At 63.2% G+C, this 17,879-nt stretch carries 18 protein-coding genes; 7 read left to right on the forward strand and 11 right to left on the reverse strand.

Annotated features, from left to right (window positions below; all coding sequences use genetic code 11):
- Positions 1–36: 36 nt before the first annotated feature.
- Positions 37–903, reverse strand: coding sequence for an alpha/beta hydrolase (locus tag PLANPX_RS00065; RefSeq protein ID WP_172991752.1), 867 nt, complete (start codon positions 901–903; stop codon positions 37–39).
- 160 nt (positions 904–1,063) lie between these two features.
- Between PLANPX_RS00065 and ribB the strand changes: the two genes are divergently transcribed.
- The 3 genes from ribB (at position 1,064) to PLANPX_RS00080 (ending at position 3,432) form a co-directional block, all read left to right on the forward strand.
- On the forward strand, positions 1,064–2,269 hold the full coding sequence (gene ribB / locus PLANPX_RS00070; RefSeq protein WP_152096754.1) for a 3,4-dihydroxy-2-butanone-4-phosphate synthase: 1,206 nt from the start codon (positions 1,064–1,066) through the stop codon (positions 2,267–2,269).
- Between the two features lie 113 nt (positions 2,270–2,382).
- Positions 2,383–2,898 (forward strand): transposase, encoded by a 516-nt coding sequence (locus PLANPX_RS00075; protein WP_152096755.1) that lies wholly within the window; start codon positions 2,383–2,385, stop codon positions 2,896–2,898.
- A gap of 99 nt (positions 2,899–2,997) precedes the next feature.
- Positions 2,998–3,432 (forward strand): hypothetical protein, encoded by a 435-nt coding sequence (locus tag PLANPX_RS00080; RefSeq protein WP_152096756.1) that lies wholly within the window; start codon positions 2,998–3,000, stop codon positions 3,430–3,432.
- Here the strand turns inward: PLANPX_RS00080 and PLANPX_RS00085 are convergent.
- Positions 3,422–4,543 (reverse strand): hypothetical protein, encoded by a 1,122-nt coding sequence (locus PLANPX_RS00085; RefSeq protein ID WP_152096757.1) that lies wholly within the window; start codon positions 4,541–4,543, stop codon positions 3,422–3,424. The genes PLANPX_RS00080 and PLANPX_RS00085 overlap by 11 nt on opposite strands.
- A gap of 172 nt (positions 4,544–4,715) precedes the next feature.
- Positions 4,716–5,840, reverse strand: a complete 1,125-nt coding sequence (gene glf, locus PLANPX_RS00090; protein ID WP_152096758.1) for a UDP-galactopyranose mutase — start codon at positions 5,838–5,840, stop codon at positions 4,716–4,718.
- 505 nt (positions 5,841–6,345) lie between these two features.
- Between glf and PLANPX_RS00095 the strand changes: the two genes are divergently transcribed.
- Positions 6,346–7,602, forward strand: coding sequence for a glycosyltransferase family 4 protein (locus PLANPX_RS00095; protein WP_152096759.1), 1,257 nt, complete (start codon positions 6,346–6,348; stop codon positions 7,600–7,602).
- A gap of 4 nt (positions 7,603–7,606) precedes the next feature.
- Here PLANPX_RS00095 and PLANPX_RS00100 read toward each other — a convergent pair whose 3' ends face one another.
- The 4 genes from PLANPX_RS00100 to PLANPX_RS00115 all read right to left on the reverse strand — a co-directional run bounded on the left by PLANPX_RS00100 (position 7,607) and on the right by PLANPX_RS00115 (position 11,962).
- Positions 7,607–8,527, reverse strand: a complete 921-nt coding sequence (locus PLANPX_RS00100; protein WP_152096760.1) for an NAD(P)-dependent oxidoreductase — start codon at positions 8,525–8,527, stop codon at positions 7,607–7,609.
- Between the two features lie 108 nt (positions 8,528–8,635).
- On the reverse strand, positions 8,636–9,319 hold the full coding sequence (locus tag PLANPX_RS00105) for a response regulator transcription factor (protein ID WP_152096761.1): 684 nt from the start codon (positions 9,317–9,319) through the stop codon (positions 8,636–8,638).
- Between the two features lie 468 nt (positions 9,320–9,787).
- The gene (locus PLANPX_RS00110) at positions 9,788–10,048 is read right to left on the reverse strand and encodes a hypothetical protein (protein WP_152096762.1); all 261 of its coding nucleotides are present in this window, start codon (positions 10,046–10,048) and stop codon (positions 9,788–9,790) included.
- A 192-nt stretch (positions 10,049–10,240) separates the two neighbouring features.
- Positions 10,241–11,962, reverse strand: coding sequence for an NADPH-dependent assimilatory sulfite reductase hemoprotein subunit (locus tag PLANPX_RS00115; protein ID WP_152096763.1), 1,722 nt, complete (start codon positions 11,960–11,962; stop codon positions 10,241–10,243).
- A 258-nt stretch (positions 11,963–12,220) separates the two neighbouring features.
- Between PLANPX_RS00115 and PLANPX_RS00120 the strand changes: the two genes are divergently transcribed.
- The 3 genes from PLANPX_RS00120 (at position 12,221) to phnD (ending at position 14,985) form a co-directional block, all read left to right on the forward strand.
- Positions 12,221–12,754, forward strand: coding sequence for a phosphatidylglycerophosphatase A (locus PLANPX_RS00120; RefSeq protein ID WP_172991753.1), 534 nt, complete (start codon positions 12,221–12,223; stop codon positions 12,752–12,754).
- A gap of 118 nt (positions 12,755–12,872) precedes the next feature.
- On the forward strand, positions 12,873–13,736 hold the full coding sequence (locus tag PLANPX_RS00125) for a bifunctional 5,10-methylenetetrahydrofolate dehydrogenase/5,10-methenyltetrahydrofolate cyclohydrolase (RefSeq protein ID WP_152096765.1): 864 nt from the start codon (positions 12,873–12,875) through the stop codon (positions 13,734–13,736).
- A gap of 172 nt (positions 13,737–13,908) precedes the next feature.
- Positions 13,909–14,985, forward strand: coding sequence for a phosphate/phosphite/phosphonate ABC transporter substrate-binding protein (phnD, locus tag PLANPX_RS00130; RefSeq protein ID WP_152096766.1), 1,077 nt, complete (start codon positions 13,909–13,911; stop codon positions 14,983–14,985).
- A 35-nt stretch (positions 14,986–15,020) separates the two neighbouring features.
- Here phnD and PLANPX_RS00135 read toward each other — a convergent pair whose 3' ends face one another.
- From PLANPX_RS00135 to PLANPX_RS00145, 4 genes are all read right to left on the reverse strand, one after another.
- Positions 15,021–15,836 (reverse strand): TrmH family RNA methyltransferase, encoded by an 816-nt coding sequence (locus PLANPX_RS00135; RefSeq protein ID WP_152096767.1) that lies wholly within the window; start codon positions 15,834–15,836, stop codon positions 15,021–15,023.
- Between the two features lie 2 nt (positions 15,837–15,838).
- The gene (locus tag PLANPX_RS27065; RefSeq protein ID WP_172991754.1) at positions 15,839–16,003 is read right to left on the reverse strand and encodes a hypothetical protein; all 165 of its coding nucleotides are present in this window, start codon (positions 16,001–16,003) and stop codon (positions 15,839–15,841) included.
- A 113-nt stretch (positions 16,004–16,116) separates the two neighbouring features.
- Positions 16,117–16,992 (reverse strand): class I SAM-dependent methyltransferase, encoded by an 876-nt coding sequence (locus PLANPX_RS00140; protein ID WP_152096768.1) that lies wholly within the window; start codon positions 16,990–16,992, stop codon positions 16,117–16,119.
- 124 nt (positions 16,993–17,116) lie between these two features.
- Positions 17,117–17,809 (reverse strand): SGNH/GDSL hydrolase family protein, encoded by a 693-nt coding sequence (locus PLANPX_RS00145; protein ID WP_152096769.1) that lies wholly within the window; start codon positions 17,807–17,809, stop codon positions 17,117–17,119.
- Positions 17,810–17,879 lie beyond the last annotated feature (70 nt).

Consider the following 17,879-nt stretch of genomic DNA (forward strand, 5'->3'; position numbering starts at 1 on the left):
GGATGAACCCCCCGGCTCGCTGCTTGGAGGTGAGGGTTACTTTGTTTTGGGTTTGAGGTGTTCTTCTAGGAACGCGATCGAGCGTTCGATCGCTTTGCGGTCGACGGCGGCGGCGGTGTGGCCGAGGTAGGGAACGACGTAGAGATCGCTCGCGATGCCGGCGGCCTTCAGCGCGACTTGCATATTCTCGGGGCTGGCGATCGGCACGAGCTGGTCATCCTCGCCGTGATAGAAAAACATTGGCGGGTCGTCGGGGGTGACGAACGCCGCGGGCGAGGCGAGGCGGTACTGCTCGGGGCACTGGGCCCGCGAGCCGCCGAGGAAAAACGCGAGGCCTTCGACGTCGGCCGGCAGCGGACGCAAGTCGCAAGGTGCTCCGCCGCAGGCGACGCATTGGATGCGCGTGCTGGGAACGCTCTTGGGATCGGTGACCCCTTCAAGGCCGTCTTTGTCGTCGGTCGTCCCGAGGAGCGACACGAGGTGGGCACCGGCCGAGTAGCCGAAGCCGCCGATGTGGTCGGGATCAATTTTCAGTTGCTTGGCGTTGGTACGCATCCAACGGATCGCTTCTTTGCAATCGAGAATCTGCGCGGGGAATTTGTGAGCGGGCGCCAGGCGGTAGCTGATCGCGATCGCGGTGAAGCCATGCTGAGCGAGCATTTGGGCGGCGCCAGAAATATCGCCGCGGGCGCCCATCCGCCACGCCCCGCCGTGGACCACCAGCACGCCCGGGAATGGCCCTTCGCCTTCGGGAATGTACAGGTCGGCCTTCAACGGGCCCGATTCGCGCTCGGCGTAGATTTCGCCGTACTTCGCTTTGAATTCGCCGGAAAACGCCTGCTGTCCAGCGGCCAGCAGGCTGGCGGCCGCGAGTGCGAGGCCCAGTATTCGTCGTCCCGTCACGCCCAAGGCTCCTGTCGAATGGAGGTCGAGTTCTGTAGCCTCTATAATATCCCCTGAACCGCAGAAAAGCGGCAATGGCAGAAGGCTGATAGCTGAGGGCCGACAGCCCTGCCCGCTCGCCTGCCGACAAACGCTCGCCTTCCAGCCCCAGGCCCCCACCTTGAGTCATCAATTTTCCAGCATTGAGTCCGCCGTCGAAGCGATCCGCCAGGGACGCGTCATTATCGTTGCCGACGATGAAGACCGCGAAAACGAGGGCGACTTCGTTTGCGCCGCCGAGAAGGTGACGCCCGAAATCGTCAACTTCATGATTACCTACGGCCGCGGGCAGCTCTGCATGCCGATTTTGCCCGACGTAAGCGAGCGGCTGGAACTTGGCGCCATGGTCGAGTCGAACAACAGCCCCCTCGGGACGAACTACACGGTGCCGGTGGATCACCGCACGAGCAAGACGGGGATTACCGCCGGCGAGCGGTCGACGACAATTCGTGCGTTGTGCGATCCGACGAGCGTGCCGGCCGACTTCATTCGGCCAGGACACTTGTTTCCGCTCGTCGCGAAAGAGGGGGGCGTGCTACGTCGCGCGGGGCACACTGAAGCGGCCGTCGACCTGACCCGCATGGCGGGCCTTACCCCCGCGGGCGTGCTGTGCGAGATTCTCGACGACGACGGCGACCGGGCCACGCGGCCGAAGTTGCAAGAGCTGGCGAAGAAGTTCGACCTGCCGGTGATTTCAATCGAGCAGTTGATCGCCCACCGCCGACTGAGCGAGAAGCTGGTCTACCGCACGGCCGAGGCGAAGCTGCCGACGAAGTACGGCAACGGCAAGATTATCTCCTACGGCGTGAAGTATGAGTCACAGGAACCGGTGGTCTACGTGATCGGCGACCCGTCGTCGGTCGCGGCGCCGCTCGTGCGGCTGCATTCGTCATGCTTCACGGGCGACTTGCTGGAGTCGCTCCGCTGCGACTGCGGCGATCAACTCCACATGGCGCTCGACATGATCGGACGCGAAGGCGCCGGCGTGCTCGTCTACCTGCCGCAAGAAGGCCGCGGCATCGGGCTGGTGGAAAAGATCAAAGCCTACGCGCTGCAAGACCAAGGAATGGACACGGTCGAGGCGAACATCGCCCTCGGCTACATGGCCGACCCGCGCGATTACGGTGTGGGGATTCAGCTGCTGAAGGACCTCGGGCTGCGGAAGGTGCGGCTGCTGACGAACAACCCGAAGAAGACCGACGCGTTTATTTACGGTGGGTTCGATTTGGAGGTGATCGATCAGGTGCCGATCGTGGGGCCGATTCACGAACACAACGCGGCGTACATGGCGACGAAGCGGGAGAAGATGGGGCACAAGTTGCCATAGGGTAGTTCGGAAAGACCGGGGGCGAGGACGCCCCGGCTCACTGGAGGGAGTCGATCCTTTACTAGCGAGCCGGGTCGTCTCGACCCCGGCGTGCGTCTCCGAAGGCGATCGCCATGTCACTCCCTCGACAGGCCCTCGATCCTTCGCGTACGCCGTGGCACATCACTTGGGGCACCTACGGAACTCGCCTCCACGGCAGCGTACGGCCAACAGTCGAACGCGAGCACAACAAACGGGGGGAAGCGTTTGTTCCCGCCAATGCTCAGCGCGAACAAGCGATTCGCAAGATTCTCAACTTTCCGCCGGTCGTTTTTACTGGTGTGCAGCGAGAGTTTATCGAGGCTGCTTTACCGGCCGTTTGTGAACGCGGCGGTTGGACCTATCGCATCGCGGCTGCGGCGGGTGACCATGTTCACATCTTGTGCGATATAGTTCCCGCGATTCACGGCGAGAAGGTGCGACGGTTATTGAAGCGGTGGCTAGGCGAGGCGCTTTCAACGGAGTGGCCGTTGCCCGCAAAGGCGACTTGGTGGGCGGAGGAGGGATCGAATCTTGCGGTGAAGGATGAGGCGTATTTGAATAATGTTTATCGTTACATTGCTAAGCAGCGGGCGACGGTTGTGAAGTAAGTTGACGCGCGGCGGGGTCGGGACGACCCGGCTCGCTTGAAGAGATAGAACACCTAGCGAGCCGGGGCGTCCCCGCCCCCGGCGCAACCTCAGATAAACATGCCTTACCGTTTCCACGCGAATATCTTCGCTCTGCCATTACACGCCGTCGCAGGCGAGCGGTTTGCGTTGCGTGGAGTCGACGTGCAGTCGTTGCGCGCGAGTGCGTTCGACGCCTTTCTGCCAATGACGTTTGAAGAAGCGTACGCTGCCCTCGCGAAGTTGCCGCGGGTTGATATCGAGCCCGATGGGTTCTTCGTCATTTCGGGGGAAGTGAACGGGCAGCGCTGGCAGCTCAACGGGCATCTGTTCGACTTCGGCGATCGCTTGCACCGCGTTGAGCTGCATGGCGACTGCCCCGCTGAGTCGCTTGATGCGATTCTGACTTGCATCGGCTGGCCGGCGACGCCGCTCGTGTTTGAGCTGGTGCGCGAGGGGGTGGCGCTCGACGAAGCGAACTTTCGCTGGTTCGCCGCGGCGGCGGCTACCAGCTGATGCCGACGCTCGGCGTGACGCCGGCGAGGCTCACTCGTTGGATTTGCGGGACGTCCCACGTTTGGATTTCGAACGCGCACCGTACGAACAGGTCGGCGCGGGGGAGCTTGCGGCGGTACTCAAGGCCGACTGCCGCTTCGCCGACGGTGAAGCTGGCGTCGCGCCCTGTGCGCCAGTAGGAGGCATCGGCTTGCTGTTCGCCGACGAGATAGGCGAAGCGACCAGATCCAAACACCGACCACTGGTGAGTCGGAGAATTGTTGATGCGGTGCGATCCTTCCAGCAATAGTCCCAAACCCCCGCCGCGCGTGCGAATCTTGTCCGCATCTTCTACGGTGACCACGTTCTGAGTGTAGGTGGGGTTGTAGTAAGAGTAGCCCGTGTAGTCGTCGATAATATAGTTGTAATTGTAACTGTATGTTGTGTACTGGTAGGCGTACTCGTTGCGGACGGTGAGTTGAGCGGCCGTCAGACTAGCTCCGACTCGCAAGTACCCTCCCTCGAATTCCATGTGCTTGTAGAAGTCGAGATCAAACTTTCCGCCGCGAAAAATGAGTTTGTTCTCTGTGAGGTTGGTGGGGTAATAGTAGTACGAGAAGTTCTGCGTCATGAGCGGCGAGCCTTCGACGTCGACGGCGTTGTCGAAACCCCAGCCGCGCGCTTGAACGCCGAGTCCGTTGGCGTTTTGCCAAGCAAGCGAGAGTCGCGGTCCGAACACCGGGTTCTCTTTGGGCGTCGTCACGACGCGCGAGTCGAGATATGGCAGCAGGATGGGGAAATCGACGAGCACCGCCCAGCGACGGCATTGGAGGCGATTGGGTTCGATGAGCGCTGCTAGGCCGATTTCGTCGCCGCAGTCGACGGCGTCGGTGCATTCGAGCGCAGGGTCGGCGTTTGAGTCGTCGCTGAATTCTTCGTTGGCGGGAACTTCTTCGGCCCACTGCGCTGCTTGCAGGAACGGATCGACCGTTTTCGATTCTTCGGCCGCCGCGGGGAGCGCGCAGCAGAGCATCAGCCAGCAAATGGCGGCGACAAAGCGAGCGAGGTGCGTCGAGACATGCTGCATGGGGACGATCGCGACGACTGGGCGGCGAATGTCAAAAGTGGCCATCGAAGTCACTTTTGTAAGCGATCGGCGATTTGCCGCAAACCCCAATGCGCGCAGCGGCTTGCTAGCACTCAAGTCGATCTGTGGGAGGCGTCTCCGACGCCGATGAAGCGTAGAGGGAGAGCCGACATGGAAGTGGTGAGCGGAATCGGCGTCGGAGACGCCTCCCATAAACCTACGCTGCCTTAGCGATCGGCAGCGATCGCCCCAATTCCCGCTCAGCGGCGGCGAGGGCCTGGATGATCGTTTGATCCATATCGAAGTATCGATAAGAGCCGAGCCGACCGCCGATGATGGTCGAGGTTTCGTCTGCCAAGCGACGATAGCGCTGGTAGATTTGCACGCTCCGCCAATCGCGGACGGGGTACGACGCCTCGCGCCCCTGCTGGTAGGCCTGCGGATACTCGTAGGTGACGACGGTCCGCTCGCTCTCGCGCATCGCGAAATGCTTGTGCTCGATGACGCGAGTATAGGGGATGTTGACGTCGGCGTAGTTGACGACCGCGGCGCCTTGGAAGTCCCCGGTCGCGCGGGTCGTTTGGAAACGCAGCGAGCGGTATTCGAGTTCGCCGAAGCGATAGTCGAAAAACTCGTCGATCTTGCCGGTGAAGACGACGGACGTTGCGGCAGCTTCGAGTTCTTGACGATTGCCGAAGAAGTCGACGTTCGTTTGGACCTTGATATTCGGGTGGTCGAGCATGTTCTCGAACAGCCGGGCGTAACCGTCGACGGGGATGCCTTGGTACTCGTCTTCGAAGAAGCTGTCGTCCCAAGTGAGGCGGACGAGCGGCCGTTTGATTGCCGAGGCGGGAAGTTCGCTCGGATCGCGGCCCCATAGCTTGGTCGTGTAACCTTGGAAGAAGCGCTCGTACAGTTCGCGGCCGACTTCGCCGACGATCCAGGTTTCAAAACTGTCGTGCGAGCCAGATTGTTGGACGGTTTCGAGCCGGCGGCGGGCTTCAAGCGGAGTGGTGACGCCCCAGACTTGCTGCAGCGTCGCGAGATTGATGGGGAACGAGTAGAGCTGGTTCCCTTGCCGAACGACGCCGCGATGGCGGTAGCGGTTGAACTCGGCGAAGCGATTGACGAAGTCCCAAACCTGCGCGTCGCGGGTGTGGAAAATGTGGGGGCCGTAGCGGTGGACTTCGACGCCGTCGACCGGTTCGCTGAAGCAGTTGCCGGCGATGTGGGGGCGGCGGTCGACGACCAAGGCGCGGCGACCCGCTTCGGCGACGGTGCGGGCAAAGACGCTGCCGTACATGCCGGCGCCGACGATTAAGTAATCAAAACCAGCCTTCATCACTGCACTTCACGCGGTCGCGGGGCTCGCAGATTGCGGCCGGCAGAGTCAGGCCGGCACGAGGGGGCGGAACTTATAGCAACGGGCCACGATTCGGAGAAGTCGATTCGGCGAGTGCTAGCGAGACAAGTGCGGGGTTGGGACGGCCTAAGAGTTTGTCGCGAAACGAGTGGCACACGCTCTGCCTAATGAATGGTTTGTGGGAGGCGTCTCCGACGCCGATTCCGGTCACAACCACAAGCTGTTGTGGTCACGCAAAGCTGCTTCGGGGTCAGAGACCCCTCCCACAAAGTATTTAGATAAAGTTGCTAGCACTTCGTCCACCGGCGGAGCCGGTGGCTTTTATGGGGCGATAGCGCGGGATTGTCGATGAAAGGGCCCGTTTGTCCGAGGCGTTTTTGGCGTTGCTCGCATTGTTTCCGGACTGTTACTATCCTGCCGCCTGCTCGGGTTGCCACATGGAAGGGGCGGTCGAGCTTACCAAAATGTCACCGAACTGGGAGCGATGCGTGCCGACGACAATGTCTGCGCCCTCGCTTCCAACCACAGCGGCGATCCTTTCGTCGTCCTCGCGTTCCGGCTAAGGAAGGCCACGATGCGGATCGGATTTTATTCAACGATGAGCGGCATGCCGTGGGGCGGGAGCGAAGAGCTCTGGAGCCGCGCCGCTCACCACTTGCTGCGACAAGGCCACGACGTTTGCGTCAACTACAAGCGGCGACGTAAGCAAGTCGTTAAGCAGTTGACGGCGCTGGAGGAGGCGGGCGCCGCGGTTCATCTGCGCAGCAGCGTCCGCGTCGGCCGCGCGGTGCGAAAGGTGATGAAGGCGTTGCACCTGGGGCAGTCGCCGGGGAAGGATTGGCTTAAGCAATCGCGCCCTGACTTCGTGCTGATTTCGGTTGGCTTCCACACGGATGAAACGGCGATCACGCCGACGCTGCGAGAGTTGGGAATTCCGTACGGCATCTTGGTGCAGTCGGCCAGCCCCTATCACTGGATCGAAGGGCAGCGGGTAACAGTGGAGCGCGAAGCGTATGCTGGGGCCGATCGTTGCTACTTCGTCTCGCAGCAGAATCAGGCGATCGTTGAAACGAACCTGGCGGTTGATTTGCCGGAGTCGGAGATCGTGGACAATCCATTCCAGGTGTCGCTCGACGCGGCGCCGGCGTGGCCAAGCTGCGACAAGTCGTGGAAGCTGGCCTGCGTGGCGCGGGTGCACTTTCAGTCAAAGGCCCAAGACCTGCTATTGCGGGTGATGCGGCAACCGAAGTGGCGGAGCCGACCCGTCGAAGTTCACCTCTGGGGGAGCGACGGCGGCAGCGCCCAACAAGCGAAGGAGCTGATTTCGCTTCACGGGCAGCAGAAGCAGTTCTTCGTCCATGGATTTACTGAAGGGATCGAGAAGATTTGGCGCGATCACCACGCCCTCGTGCTGCCGTCGCGGTTCGAAGGGAACGCGCTGGCGATGATCGAGGCGATGCTGTGCGGGCGGATGCCGATCGTCACCGACGTTGGCCGCGTGTCGCAGTTGGTGGACGACGGCGAGTGCGGATTCGTGGCTCCGGCGGCGACGTTCGAGTTGATTGACGATGCGCTCGAGCGGGCGTGGCAGCGTCGGCACGAATGGCAATCGCTGGGCGCCCGAGCGGCGACGACAATTCGTCAGCGGCACAGTTTGCAGCCGTCGGAAGACTTTGCGGAGTTGCTGCTGAGCGCCTGCTCCGGGCAGCGGAACGCGAAGCGTCGCGTGGCGGCTGCGTAGCGGTTTAGTTCTCCACTTTCCACGCGAAGCCGCTGAGCTGTGCGAGCGTCAGGATGAGCGATTGCGTGCCGTCGCGGGAGTGCCCCTGCCCGGCGGCGGCGCGGTAGAGCTGCTCCGCCAGCGCGACGCCGGGGAGCGCCAGGTTCATGCGGCGCGATTCTTCGAGGACGATCGCCAGGTCTTTGAGAAAATGCTCGACGAAGAAGCCGGGGGCGAAGTCGCCGCGGATGATCCGCGGGCCGAGGTTCGAGAGGGCCCAACTGCCGGCGGCGCCGGAGGCGACTGATTCGAGGGCACGGTTCAAGTCGAGTCCCGCGCGGTGAGCGTAGAGCAACGCTTCGCAGATGCTCATCATGCCGCCGGCGACGAGCGTTTGGTTCATCATCTTCGTGTGCTGACCGGCGCCGGGGCCGCCTTGCAAGATCCACGTCTTGCCCATCGCTTGCCAGCAAGGTTCGAGCGCGTCGACCGCTTCCTTGTCGCCGCCGATCATGATCGAGAGCGTGCCGTTGCGGGCGCCGACGTCGCCGCCGGAGACGGGGGCGTCGATCGACGTGACGCCGCGCTCGCTGGCCACGGCGGCAATCCGCTCGGCAAGTGACGGTTTGCTGGTGGTCATGTCGACCAGGATGGCGCCTTCTCGGCAACCGGCGAGCACGCCCTCCGGCCCGAGGATCACCTCGTGAACGTCGTGCGGATGGCCGACCATCGTGAAAATAACGCCGGCGTCGGCGGCCGCCTCTCGCGGGGTGGCGGCGAACTTGGCTCCGCGAGCGACGAGGGCGTCGGTCTTGGCGCGGCTGCGGTTTTGCACCGTCGCCGCGAAGCCAGCGTCCATCAGCCGGCCGCACATGCTGGAGCCCATGACGCCGGTGCCGATCCAGGCGATGCGAGTCGAGGCGGGATCGATGGCGGGGCGCGGCATGGCGAGGTCTCCTGAGTGGGTGAAGCTCAGGTGACCTTACCATGGCGGGGGGAGCGCTGCCACGCACGCGTCGACTCACGTATTCCTAGCCCCGGGCGGAGCCCGGGGCTAGCCAGCCGTGCAGAGCAGCGCTTGCGGCATAAGTTCGCCCATCGAGATCGCTTCGTTCAACGGCGGGCGTTGTTCGTCGGTTGTCGTTTGCATGACGATCGTCACGAGTTCCGCCACCGAGCGAATGCCAAGCTTCGCGAAGATGCTGCGGCGGCGGTTCTCGATCGTGCGGACGCTGACGCCGAGCCGGCGGGCGGTGATCTTATTCGGCGAGCCGTCGACGATTTGCCACATCACTTCGCGTTCTTGCGGCGTGAGGCTGCCGATCCGTTCTTGCATGCTGGCGTGCCGGCCGCGGCGGTAGCGGCGTTCGGCGTCGAGTGCGAGGGCGGCTTCGACGGCTTTCCACAATGCTTCGCCGGTGCAAGGTTTGTCGAGCACCGCGATGGCGCCGTTGCGCATCGCCGTGACGATCAACTCGGTTTGGGGAGTCGCGGTCATCAAGATCAGCGGCAGCGAGATCTCGCGGCGTTGCAGTTCGAGCTGCAGGTCCAGCCCGCGCATGTCGACGAGGGCGTCGCCCGCGATGATGCAGCCGGCGCGATCGACGCAAGCGGCGAGCAGCGCTTCGGCCGAGGCGTGGACGCGGCATTCCAAGCGGAGCGAGCGGAGGTGGGCGGCGAGCGAGTCGATGTTCGTGGCGTCGTCGTCCACGACATGGATCAGGGGAGATTCGTTCATGGGGAATCCTTCGGCGGGAGTTTGACCGTGGCGATCAAACCGTGGCGGGCGGTAGGCGGAAAGTTGTCGGGCGGCGTCGATTCGTGCGACGCCAAAATCGGATCCGAGCAACTCTAACCCCTTGCTGTCGCGCCGTTGGCAGAATTTCGCTGACCGCTAGAGACTTCGCTCTACGCAGAGTCAGCGGATGTGCCGTGTATGCCGGGATGGGCCCCCAAAGGGGGCACATTGATCCGTAAACCCTGTGATGCGAACACCCCCGGCCCTGGAATGCGCGGAAACACCGGCTTTCTAGGCGTTGTTGACGAGCGTGCGCGGCGGTTGGGGTGAATGCGTCACGGGCGCGTGCAGCGGGGGGCTTTTGCCGTTGTGGGCTGGGGTGAAGCCTTTGAGGCGCGGGATGAGGCTGTGACCGCGGGATGAATCCGAAGACCGCAGGGATGAACCCTGCGGCTCGCTTGGATGCCACTACTTCGTCGTGCGTTCGTCGGCGTCGAAGACGTAGTGGTCGATGCAGGCGAGGATGCCCATGGCGACGATCGAGAGGACGAAGGCCGAAGCGCTCATCAGCGAGAGCATCAAGTAGTCAGCCGAGTCTTCGCCGCCGTCGATCTTCCAGAGGCGAATGCCGTGCACCAGGTAGTAGACGGCGCCCGTCAGAAAGACGAGGCCCAGCACCAGGGCGACCCAGGCAGCCAACTCGATCGCCCGCTCGAAAAGCCAAGCCATGTCCGTCGCCTCGCAGCTAGAGGAGTGTGTTAACGGACACAGTTTAGACCGGCGCAGCGCGGATCGCCACTGGGACGCGGCGAGCGGCATGGTCGCGTTCTAGCCCCGGGCTCCGCCCGGGGGTCGGCGTGAACTAGAGACGACGCTCCATCGGCATAGTGCGCGACCCCCGGGCGGAGCCCGGGGCTAGGTTTACGCCGCTTCGACGGGGAGTTCGCAGTGGGCGAGGAGGTCGTCCTTCCCCATGCGATGGCAGAAGTCGCCGAGCGCTTCGCCGGGAGTCCGGGCGTCGCGGAAGTAGCGGAAGACGTTCGCCAGCCGCGTCGGCACTTCCTCGGCCGGGACCATGTCCTGGTAGATGAAGCTGAGTCGATCGCCCTGTTTGCGGCCGCCGAGGAAGATCGTGTACTTCCCCTTCGCTTTGCCGACGAGGCCGATGTCGCTGTTGTAGGGGCGAGCGCAACCGTTGGGGCAGCCCGTCATGCGGGTGGTGAAGACTTCGCCCGCCAGGCCGAGCTCGGCGAGGCTGTGCTCCATTTGGTCGATCATGCCGGGGAGCGCGCGTTCGCTCTCGGTGATCGACAGGCCGCACGTCGGCAGCGCGGGGCACGCCATCGACCAGCGGCGGATCGTGCTGGTTTCTTCAGTGGTCGGGACGCCGTTGCGATGGAAGATTTCCATCAGGCGGCCATGGTCCGACTCCTTAAGGTCGCAGAAGATGATGCCTTGGTGCGGGGTGAGCCGCAGCGGCGGGGCGATCGTCCGGCAGACTTCGCGGAGGGCGGTCTTCAGCTTGAACGAGCCTTCATCCTTGATGCGGCCGTTCTCGACGTTGAGGCCGTAGAACCACTTGCCGTCGCCCTGGGCGTGCCAGCCCATGCCGTCGTTTTGGTCGGTGACGATCACCGGCTTCGGCGGAGCGAGCGGACCGCCGTAGTATTCTTCGACCTTCTCCTTGAAGCGTTCGATGCCCCAGTTGTGGATCAGGTACTTCAGGCGGGCGACCTTGCGGTCGGAGCGGTTGCCGAAGTCGCGTTGGACCTTGATGACCGCCTTGGTGACTTCGATCGCGTGCGCCAGCGGGATGTAGCAGAGGGGTTGGGCTAGCGCGGGGAAGGTTTTCGCCGCGCTAGGGGTGACGCCAAAGCCGCCGCCGACCAGGACGTTGAAGCCAGAGACGTGCCAATTCTCGGCGATCGCCATCAGGCCGAGATCTTGGGAGTAAAGATCAACGATGTTGTCGGCCGGCAGACCAATGCCGATCTTGAACTTGCGCGGCAAATAGGTGGGGCCGTAGAGGGGTTCGACTTCGTCCCCCTCAATCTTGCCGCCGCCGACGAGTTGCCGTTCGCGGGTCTCTTCGTCGATCAGCCACAGCTCATGGTACGCGCGGGTGCGCGGACGCATGTGGGTGACGAGTTCGTCGGTGAACGCCTGTAGTTGGTTGTAGACGGCGTCGCCATGGTAAGGGCATGGCGAGCACATGATGTTGCGCACGACGTCGCCGCACGCGGCCAGCGTCGTGAGCTGGATCTCGTTGATCCGGTTGATCGTCCGCTGCAGGTCCGACTTGAGAATGCCGTGGTGCTGCAGGCCCTGGCGGGTGGTGATGCGGAGCGTGGTGTTGCCGACCTCGTCGCAAAGATCGATCTCGGCCAGCATCTGATTGCTGGTCAGCTTGCCGCCCGGAATGGCGGAGCGGACCATGAAGCTATAGGTCTTGCCGTTGCCGCGGTCGTCGCGGTTGTCTTGCTGGTAGGTGCCGTGGTGCTTGAGGAGCTGGATACTCTCCTTGCCGAAGAAGTCGTTTTCATCGACGAGTTCGGTCGGGATCGGGCCCCGCAGGTAATCGCTTTCGATCTTGAACCCTTCGACGGGGCTCAACTTCTCTTCTTTGGTGGGGGCGTCGCTCATGATCCCGTGTGCTTACGGCCTGCCAGGTGGGAGGGCGGCCTGCGTAGATTGCCTAGGTAGGTAGATTTGACTCGAACACTCATCATACCTGTCGACGGAATGGCGGGCCATATCGTTCGGGGGGATCGGCCGAAGGCGTCGGAGGCCTTTCGTCGCTGGAAACCTGCCTCTGCCGCAGGAATCGCGAGTGGCGAAAGGCCCCCGACACCGTTGGCCGCCGCTTGTCGCCCCGGCCTGCTTCGCCGTACGATGCGAGCCATGCAAGCAGATGACACGCACGATGAGCCCACAGGTTCGCTCGGAGAGCGGCTGGCGGTTTGGCTAGCCACAGGACTAGGGCTGGGGCTCGTGACCCCCGCCCCGGGGACAATTGCGGGGCTCTGGGGGCTGGGCGTGGGGGCCGCGGTCGCCCAAATCAGCGATCTGGGCGCCCAGATCGGCGTCATTGTCATGCTGCTGATCGCCGCCGTCTGGATCTGCGGCGTCGCGGCTCGGGCCCTCGGCGGCGGCAGCGATCCGGGAGCCATTGTTCTCGATGAGATCGTCGTCCTGCCGATCGTGTACCTCGTCGCCCCGGAAATGAACTGGGCGATTTTGTTGACCGGCTACGTGCTGTTCCGGATCTGCGATATCTGGAAGCCGGGGCTCGTGCGGGTGGCGGAGCGGCTGCCGGGCGGATTTGGGATCGTCGCCGACGATGCTGTAGCCGCCGTGTTGGCGGCGCTACTGCTCCAGATTCTGCTGTGGATCGAGCAGGCGGCTGGGGTGAAATGGCTGGTGGCGAGCGCCTGACGCTTGCGTGGGGTGAGGGGTACAATCGGCGGAAGGTCCGAGGGGATAAACCCCTCGGCTCGCTGGCGAATGCGACGCATTTGCTGAACCCTGACACCTGAACCCCGACGCCTCGCCGATGCCTGCCCAACTGCTTGATGGCAATGCTCTCGCCCGCCAGATTCGTCGTGAGCTGACTGCCGAGGTCGCCGACTTCATCGAGAACAATGGCGTCGTGCCGGCGCTGGCGGCGGTGCTCGTCGGCGAGGACGCGGCCAGTCAGGTCTATGTGCGGAACAAGCGCCGCGACTGCGAAGAGGTGGGGATCCAAAGCTCGCTTCACCGGCTCGGCGCCGACGCGACGCAGGAAGAGCTGCTGAATCTCATCGCGAAGCTCAATCGCGACGAGACCGTCCACGGAATTCTCGTGCAACTGCCGCTGCCGCCGCAGATCGACACCCGCGTGATCCTCGAAGCGGTCAGTGCGAACAAAGACGTCGACGCCTTTCACCCCGAGAACGTCGGGCTCGTCGTGCAGGGACAGCCGCGGTTTTTGCCGTGCACTCCTTCGGCGGTGCAACAGATTCTGGTTCGCAACAACGTGCCGATCGCCGGCAAGCATGTGGTGGTCGTGGGGCGGAGCGACATTGTCGGCAAGCCGCTGGCGATCATGCTCGGGCAGCGCGGCGAAGGCGCCGACGCGACGGTGACGCTCTGCCACAGCCGTACCCCCGATTTGGGGGCGTTCACCCGGCAAGCCGACATTCTGGTGGCGGCGATCGGCAAGCCGAAGTTCATCACCGCCGACATGATTCGCCCCGGGGCGACGGTGATCGACGTCGGCATCAACCGGACCGACGCGGGGTTGGTGGGCGACGTTGATTTCGAGGCGGCATTGCCGGTGGCGGGGCGTATCACGCCAGTGCCGGGCGGCATTGGTCCGCTCACTCGCGTGATGCTGTTGGTGAACACGCTGACGGCGGCCCGGCAGTTGGAAATGTAGGGCTGACTTCACGGCCTTCGCGGCATCTTCACGCCGCAGGCATTTTTGTTGAATTCACCCGCGCGAGTGGTATGCTGACCCAAACCAGCAACCGGCGAGCCGGAGGGCTCACCCCTCCGGTCCCCTAATTTCCCGCGCCGTGCACCCTCCCCGCCTTCCCGCAGGTTCTCCCATGTCCGACGCATCCGCTGACGGTTCCTTCTCCTTCGGTCGCGTGCTGCTGCTCGTCGTGCCGTTGGCCCTCATCGGTTGGGCCGCCCGCATGTACAGCGGCAACCTCGAGAACAGCGCTCAGGCTCACCTTGAGCGGACGATGGCGTCGCGGCTACTGTCGGACGTTGCCGCGTCGGAAAAGCTGAACGCGAAGTACGCCGACGCTGACAACGATCTCGTCGCCGATCCGCCGAAGGATGAAAAGGAACTCCTCGATCCTGAGACAATTAACTTCTCGTACGTCGCCTCCAGCGATACCGAGGATGAAGCGACGACTTGGAAAGAATTCATCGCCGCATTGTCGGAGAAGCTTGGCAAGCCGGTGAAGCTTGTCACCTACGCCGACGTCAACGAACAAATGCGGGCCCTGCAGAATGGTGAACTGCAAGTGACGGCGTTTGCCACCGGCGAAACGCCTGAGGCGGTCAATGAGGCGGGCTTCGTCCCCGCCGCGTGCTTTGCCGACGCCGACGGCAACTTTAGCTACACGATGAAGATCATCGTCCCCGCCGACAGCGACATCGCGAAGCCGGAAGATTTGGAAGGGAAGCGGATGACGTTCGTGCGGCCCCGTTCGAACAGCGGTTGCACGGCCGCCCTGGTGATGCTGATGAACGAACACGACCTGCAGCCGGAGCGCGACTACAGCTGGGGTTTCTCGTACGGGCACGAGAATTCGATCAAGGGCATCGCCGAGAAGAAGTTCGCCGCCGCTGCGGTGGCGAGCGACATTCTCGCTCGCATGATCGCCAACGGCGACATCGCCGAGAGCGACGTGAAGGTGATTTACGAATCAAAGCCCTACCCGCCGGGCGTCCTCGGCTATGCGTACAACTTGAAGCCGGAGCTGCGCGACGGCATCGTCGAAACGTTTAAGACGTTCGACTGGAAGGGAACCGGTCTTGAAGCGGGCCCAGGCAAGTCGGGGAGCGTGAAGTTCGCGCCGGTGGAGTACAAAAAGGATTGGGAGCCGGTTCGCGAGATCAATAAGACGGGCGGCGAGCTGTTCACGAAGCTCGCGAGCACAGCGGCGTAGTTGCGATTGCCGTTGAATGTTTCATTAGCCCCCGGTCAGTGACCGGGGGGAAACCCGCGCTGCCGTTGCGCTTCGTAGAACAGCACGACGGCCGTCGCCGACACATTCAGGCTGTCGGCAATCCCGCGCATCGGCAGCCCAATCGCCGTCACCGCATCGCCGCTCCAGGCGTCGGTGAGCCCTTCGGCCTCGCTTCCCAGCACGATCGCCGCGCCGCCGCGGTAATCGACGTCCGTGTAAAGCTGCGTCGCATCGGGCCGCGCGGCGAAGGCAGGAATTTGCAAGCCGCGCAGCCAAGCTTGGGTCTCCGCACTCGTCGCTGTGCAGACGTTCGGATCGAAGATCGTCCCGAGGCTCGCGCGGATCGCGTTCGGGTTGAAGAGATCGGTCCGCGGATCGGCGATCACCACGGCGTCGACCCCTGCCCCGTCGGCGCTGCGGAGGATGGCGCCGACGTTGCCCGGCTTCTCGACCCCTTCGATGATCGCGACAAGCGGCGTGGCCGGCAGCTTGAGCGCGGCCAGTGTTCGCACCGGCGTGCGGGCGATGGCGAGCACCCCGCCGGTGCGCTCCCCGAAGCAGAGCTTTTCAAAGACTTCTTCCGTGACCGTCGCCACGGCGGCGGGCGAGTTGCTGACGGCTTCCGCAGCTTGCTGCGTCTCGGCGTCGCGGCAGCGGGATTCGGAAATAAAGGCTTCGACGATCTCGATGCCGGAGCTGATCGCTCGCAGCAGTTCGCGCGAGCCGTCGATGACGAACCGCCCTTGCTGTTGCCGTTGCCGCGCGAGGCGCAGCTTGGCGGCTTCTTTCACGCGGGCGTTTTGGCGGCTGGTGATGTGTTGCGGAGGCATGCTCAAGAATCAGCCAATCGTTTCAGCACTTCGTGGTTGTCGACCATGACTTGATGAGCAATTGCCAGCTGATTCTGCAGCTCTTCATCGGTTCGGACGATCTGCAGGGCTTGGTCAACTACCTCAATAGTGACGTACTCGCCTTCGTGGACTTGAAGATACCTCATCACTTCGATTGGAAGCGAGATATCCAGCCCATTGCTCGGTGAGACTCGGAGAATATGGCTTGGGTGACTGTGTGATTTCATACTGCAGCAGACAGTTGCAGGATCGGTTAAGTTCACCCCGGCCAGCGGGCGGCGATGCCGCTGGGGAGGCGGCGGTTGTCGGCGGTTTGGAGCGAGAGTTCGAGCGTGCGGGGCGGTTGGCCGCAGGCGCCGAAGATCCCTTCGCTCAGGTACGCGGAGAGTTCTGCTCGACCGATGCCGGGCGAGTGGCAGGTGAGGAGCAAGAATTTCGGTCGACGGTCGGTCAGCTCGCCGCAAAGTTCCAAGAGCGGCAGTAGGTCGCGTTTGACGTTCCACTCCTCGCCTTTGGGGCCGTGGCCGTAGGTCGGCGGGTCGAGGATGATCGCGTCGTAGCGGTTGCCTCGTTTCACTTCGCGGCGGCAGAATTTCACGGCGTCTTCGACGATCCAGCGGATGGGATGTTCGGCGAGTCCCGAGGCCGCGGCATTTTCCCTTGCACGGGCGACGACGCTCTTGGCGGCGTCGACGTGCACGACGTTCGCGCCGGCTGCCGCGGCCGCCAGCGAACTGCCGCCGGTGTAGGCAAACAGGTTGAGCACGTTGAGCGGCGCTGCTGCGGCCGCCGCTCGCAACGCGATCCACGCCCAATTGTCGAACTGTTCGGGAAAGACGCCAATCTGCCCCGACGGCAGCGGTTCAAGCAGCATGCGGAATGAACGCTCGGCCCCGAGCGGCACGTCGAGCGTCGCTTCGCGTTGCGGCCACTTGGCTGCAGATGGCGACCACTCGCCGTCGGCGGCGCGATCGCCTTCGAAGCGTGCGATCGCGCCGCGCCAGGCCTGCGGCTTCGCATTAGCGAGGCCAACCGCCGTCGGACAAGGGCGATCGAGCGTCCACTCGCCAAACCGCTCCAGCTTGCGACCGTCGCCGAAGTCGAGCAGTTCGTAATCTGGCCAAGCGACGGTCATAGCAGTGGGACGCGATTGTTGAAAGAAATGACGAAACCAGAATGGCGAATGACGAATGAAAGACCGTAAGGCGTGGACGCGCGGCGTTTCAATTCGTCATTCGTCATTCGTATTTCGTCATTCGTCATTTCTTCTCCACCAGCGGCGTCACCAATTCCGTCCAGACTTCGTAGCCCTTCTCGTTCATGTGCAGCCCGTCGTCGGCGAACAACTCTTTCCGTGGTTCGCCCTTCTCGTCGAGCATCCCCGGCCAGACGTCGACGTAGGTGATGTTGCCGAGTTCTTCGAGGTCGTCCTTGATGAGTTGGTTCGCTTCTTTGATCTTGTCGGCCAGTTTCCAGCGGGCGATGCTCGGTTTGATCGCGAGGAAAATAATCGGCAAGTCGGGCTGCGGGCCGCGGACCTTTTCAACAAAGTCGTGGAAGTCGTTGCGGACCTGCTCGGGGCTCTTACCGCCGGCGATGTCGTTGTCGCCGGCGTAGAAAACGACGACCCGCGGTTCGTGGATGTTGACGATTCGATCGGCGTAGTGGGTCGAGTCGCAAATTTGCGAACCGCCGAAACCGCGGTTCACCGTGAGCATGTCGGGAAATGATTTCTTCACGTCCCACAGCCGGATGCTGCTGGAGCCGAGAAACAAAACGCCCTGCTTGGGGGGCGGCATCTTCTTATCCTCCTCTTCGAACTTAGCGATCGCGTCGGCCCAGACTTCTGGTTTGCAGGGCTTCGGCTCCTTGGCGCGGGCGGGGGCGGCGATGCTGGCGCCGAGAGCGAGACACATCAGGCCGAGCAGCGGCGTGCGGGAAATCGTAGGCATCGGGAGTCGGCTCCGTGCGGAGTGGTGGGCGTTGGCGGCGGCCTGAAAACTGTGCCGTTGGATTCTTGCT

Source organism: Lacipirellula parvula, from assembly GCF_009177095.1.
In the GTDB taxonomy this organism is placed as follows: Bacteria; Planctomycetota; Planctomycetia; order Pirellulales; family Lacipirellulaceae; genus Lacipirellula; species Lacipirellula parvula.

What these genes read in the sequence shown, in the direction of transcription:
- PLANPX_RS00105 (WP_152096761.1), bottom strand. Translation starts at nt 9,319, where the DNA reads ATGAACGAATCTCCCCTGATCCATGTCGTGGACGACGACGCCACGAAC.
- PLANPX_RS00135 (WP_152096767.1), bottom strand. Translation starts at nt 15,836, where the DNA reads ATGCCTCCGCAACACATCACCAGCCGCCAAAACGCCCGCGTGAAAGAA.
- PLANPX_RS00100 (WP_152096760.1), bottom strand. Translation starts at nt 8,527, where the DNA reads ATGCCGCGCCCCGCCATCGATCCCGCCTCGACTCGCATCGCCTGGATC.
- PLANPX_RS00145 (WP_152096769.1), bottom strand. Translation starts at nt 17,809, where the DNA reads ATGCCTACGATTTCCCGCACGCCGCTGCTCGGCCTGATGTGTCTCGCT.
- PLANPX_RS00075 (WP_152096755.1), top strand. Translation starts at nt 2,383, where the DNA reads ATGTCACTCCCTCGACAGGCCCTCGATCCTTCGCGTACGCCGTGGCAC.
- glf (WP_152096758.1), bottom strand. Translation starts at nt 5,840, where the DNA reads ATGAAGGCTGGTTTTGATTACTTAATCGTCGGCGCCGGCATGTACGGC.
- PLANPX_RS00120 (WP_172991753.1), top strand. Translation starts at nt 12,221, where the DNA reads ATGCAAGCAGATGACACGCACGATGAGCCCACAGGTTCGCTCGGAGAG.
- PLANPX_RS00080 (WP_152096756.1), top strand. Translation starts at nt 2,998, where the DNA reads ATGCCTTACCGTTTCCACGCGAATATCTTCGCTCTGCCATTACACGCC.
- PLANPX_RS00095 (WP_152096759.1), top strand. Translation starts at nt 6,346, where the DNA reads ATGCGTGCCGACGACAATGTCTGCGCCCTCGCTTCCAACCACAGCGGC.
- PLANPX_RS00115 (WP_152096763.1), bottom strand. Translation starts at nt 11,962, where the DNA reads ATGAGCGACGCCCCCACCAAAGAAGAGAAGTTGAGCCCCGTCGAAGGG.
- PLANPX_RS27065 (WP_172991754.1), bottom strand. Translation starts at nt 16,003, where the DNA reads ATGAGGTATCTTCAAGTCCACGAAGGCGAGTACGTCACTATTGAGGTA.
- PLANPX_RS00085 (WP_152096757.1), bottom strand. Translation starts at nt 4,543, where the DNA reads ATGGCCACTTTTGACATTCGCCGCCCAGTCGTCGCGATCGTCCCCATG.
- PLANPX_RS00140 (WP_152096768.1), bottom strand. Translation starts at nt 16,992, where the DNA reads ATGACCGTCGCTTGGCCAGATTACGAACTGCTCGACTTCGGCGACGGT.
- phnD (WP_152096766.1), top strand. Translation starts at nt 13,909, where the DNA reads ATGTCCGACGCATCCGCTGACGGTTCCTTCTCCTTCGGTCGCGTGCTG.
- PLANPX_RS00110 (WP_152096762.1), bottom strand. Translation starts at nt 10,048, where the DNA reads ATGGCTTGGCTTTTCGAGCGGGCGATCGAGTTGGCTGCCTGGGTCGCC.
- PLANPX_RS00125 (WP_152096765.1), top strand. Translation starts at nt 12,873, where the DNA reads ATGCCTGCCCAACTGCTTGATGGCAATGCTCTCGCCCGCCAGATTCGT.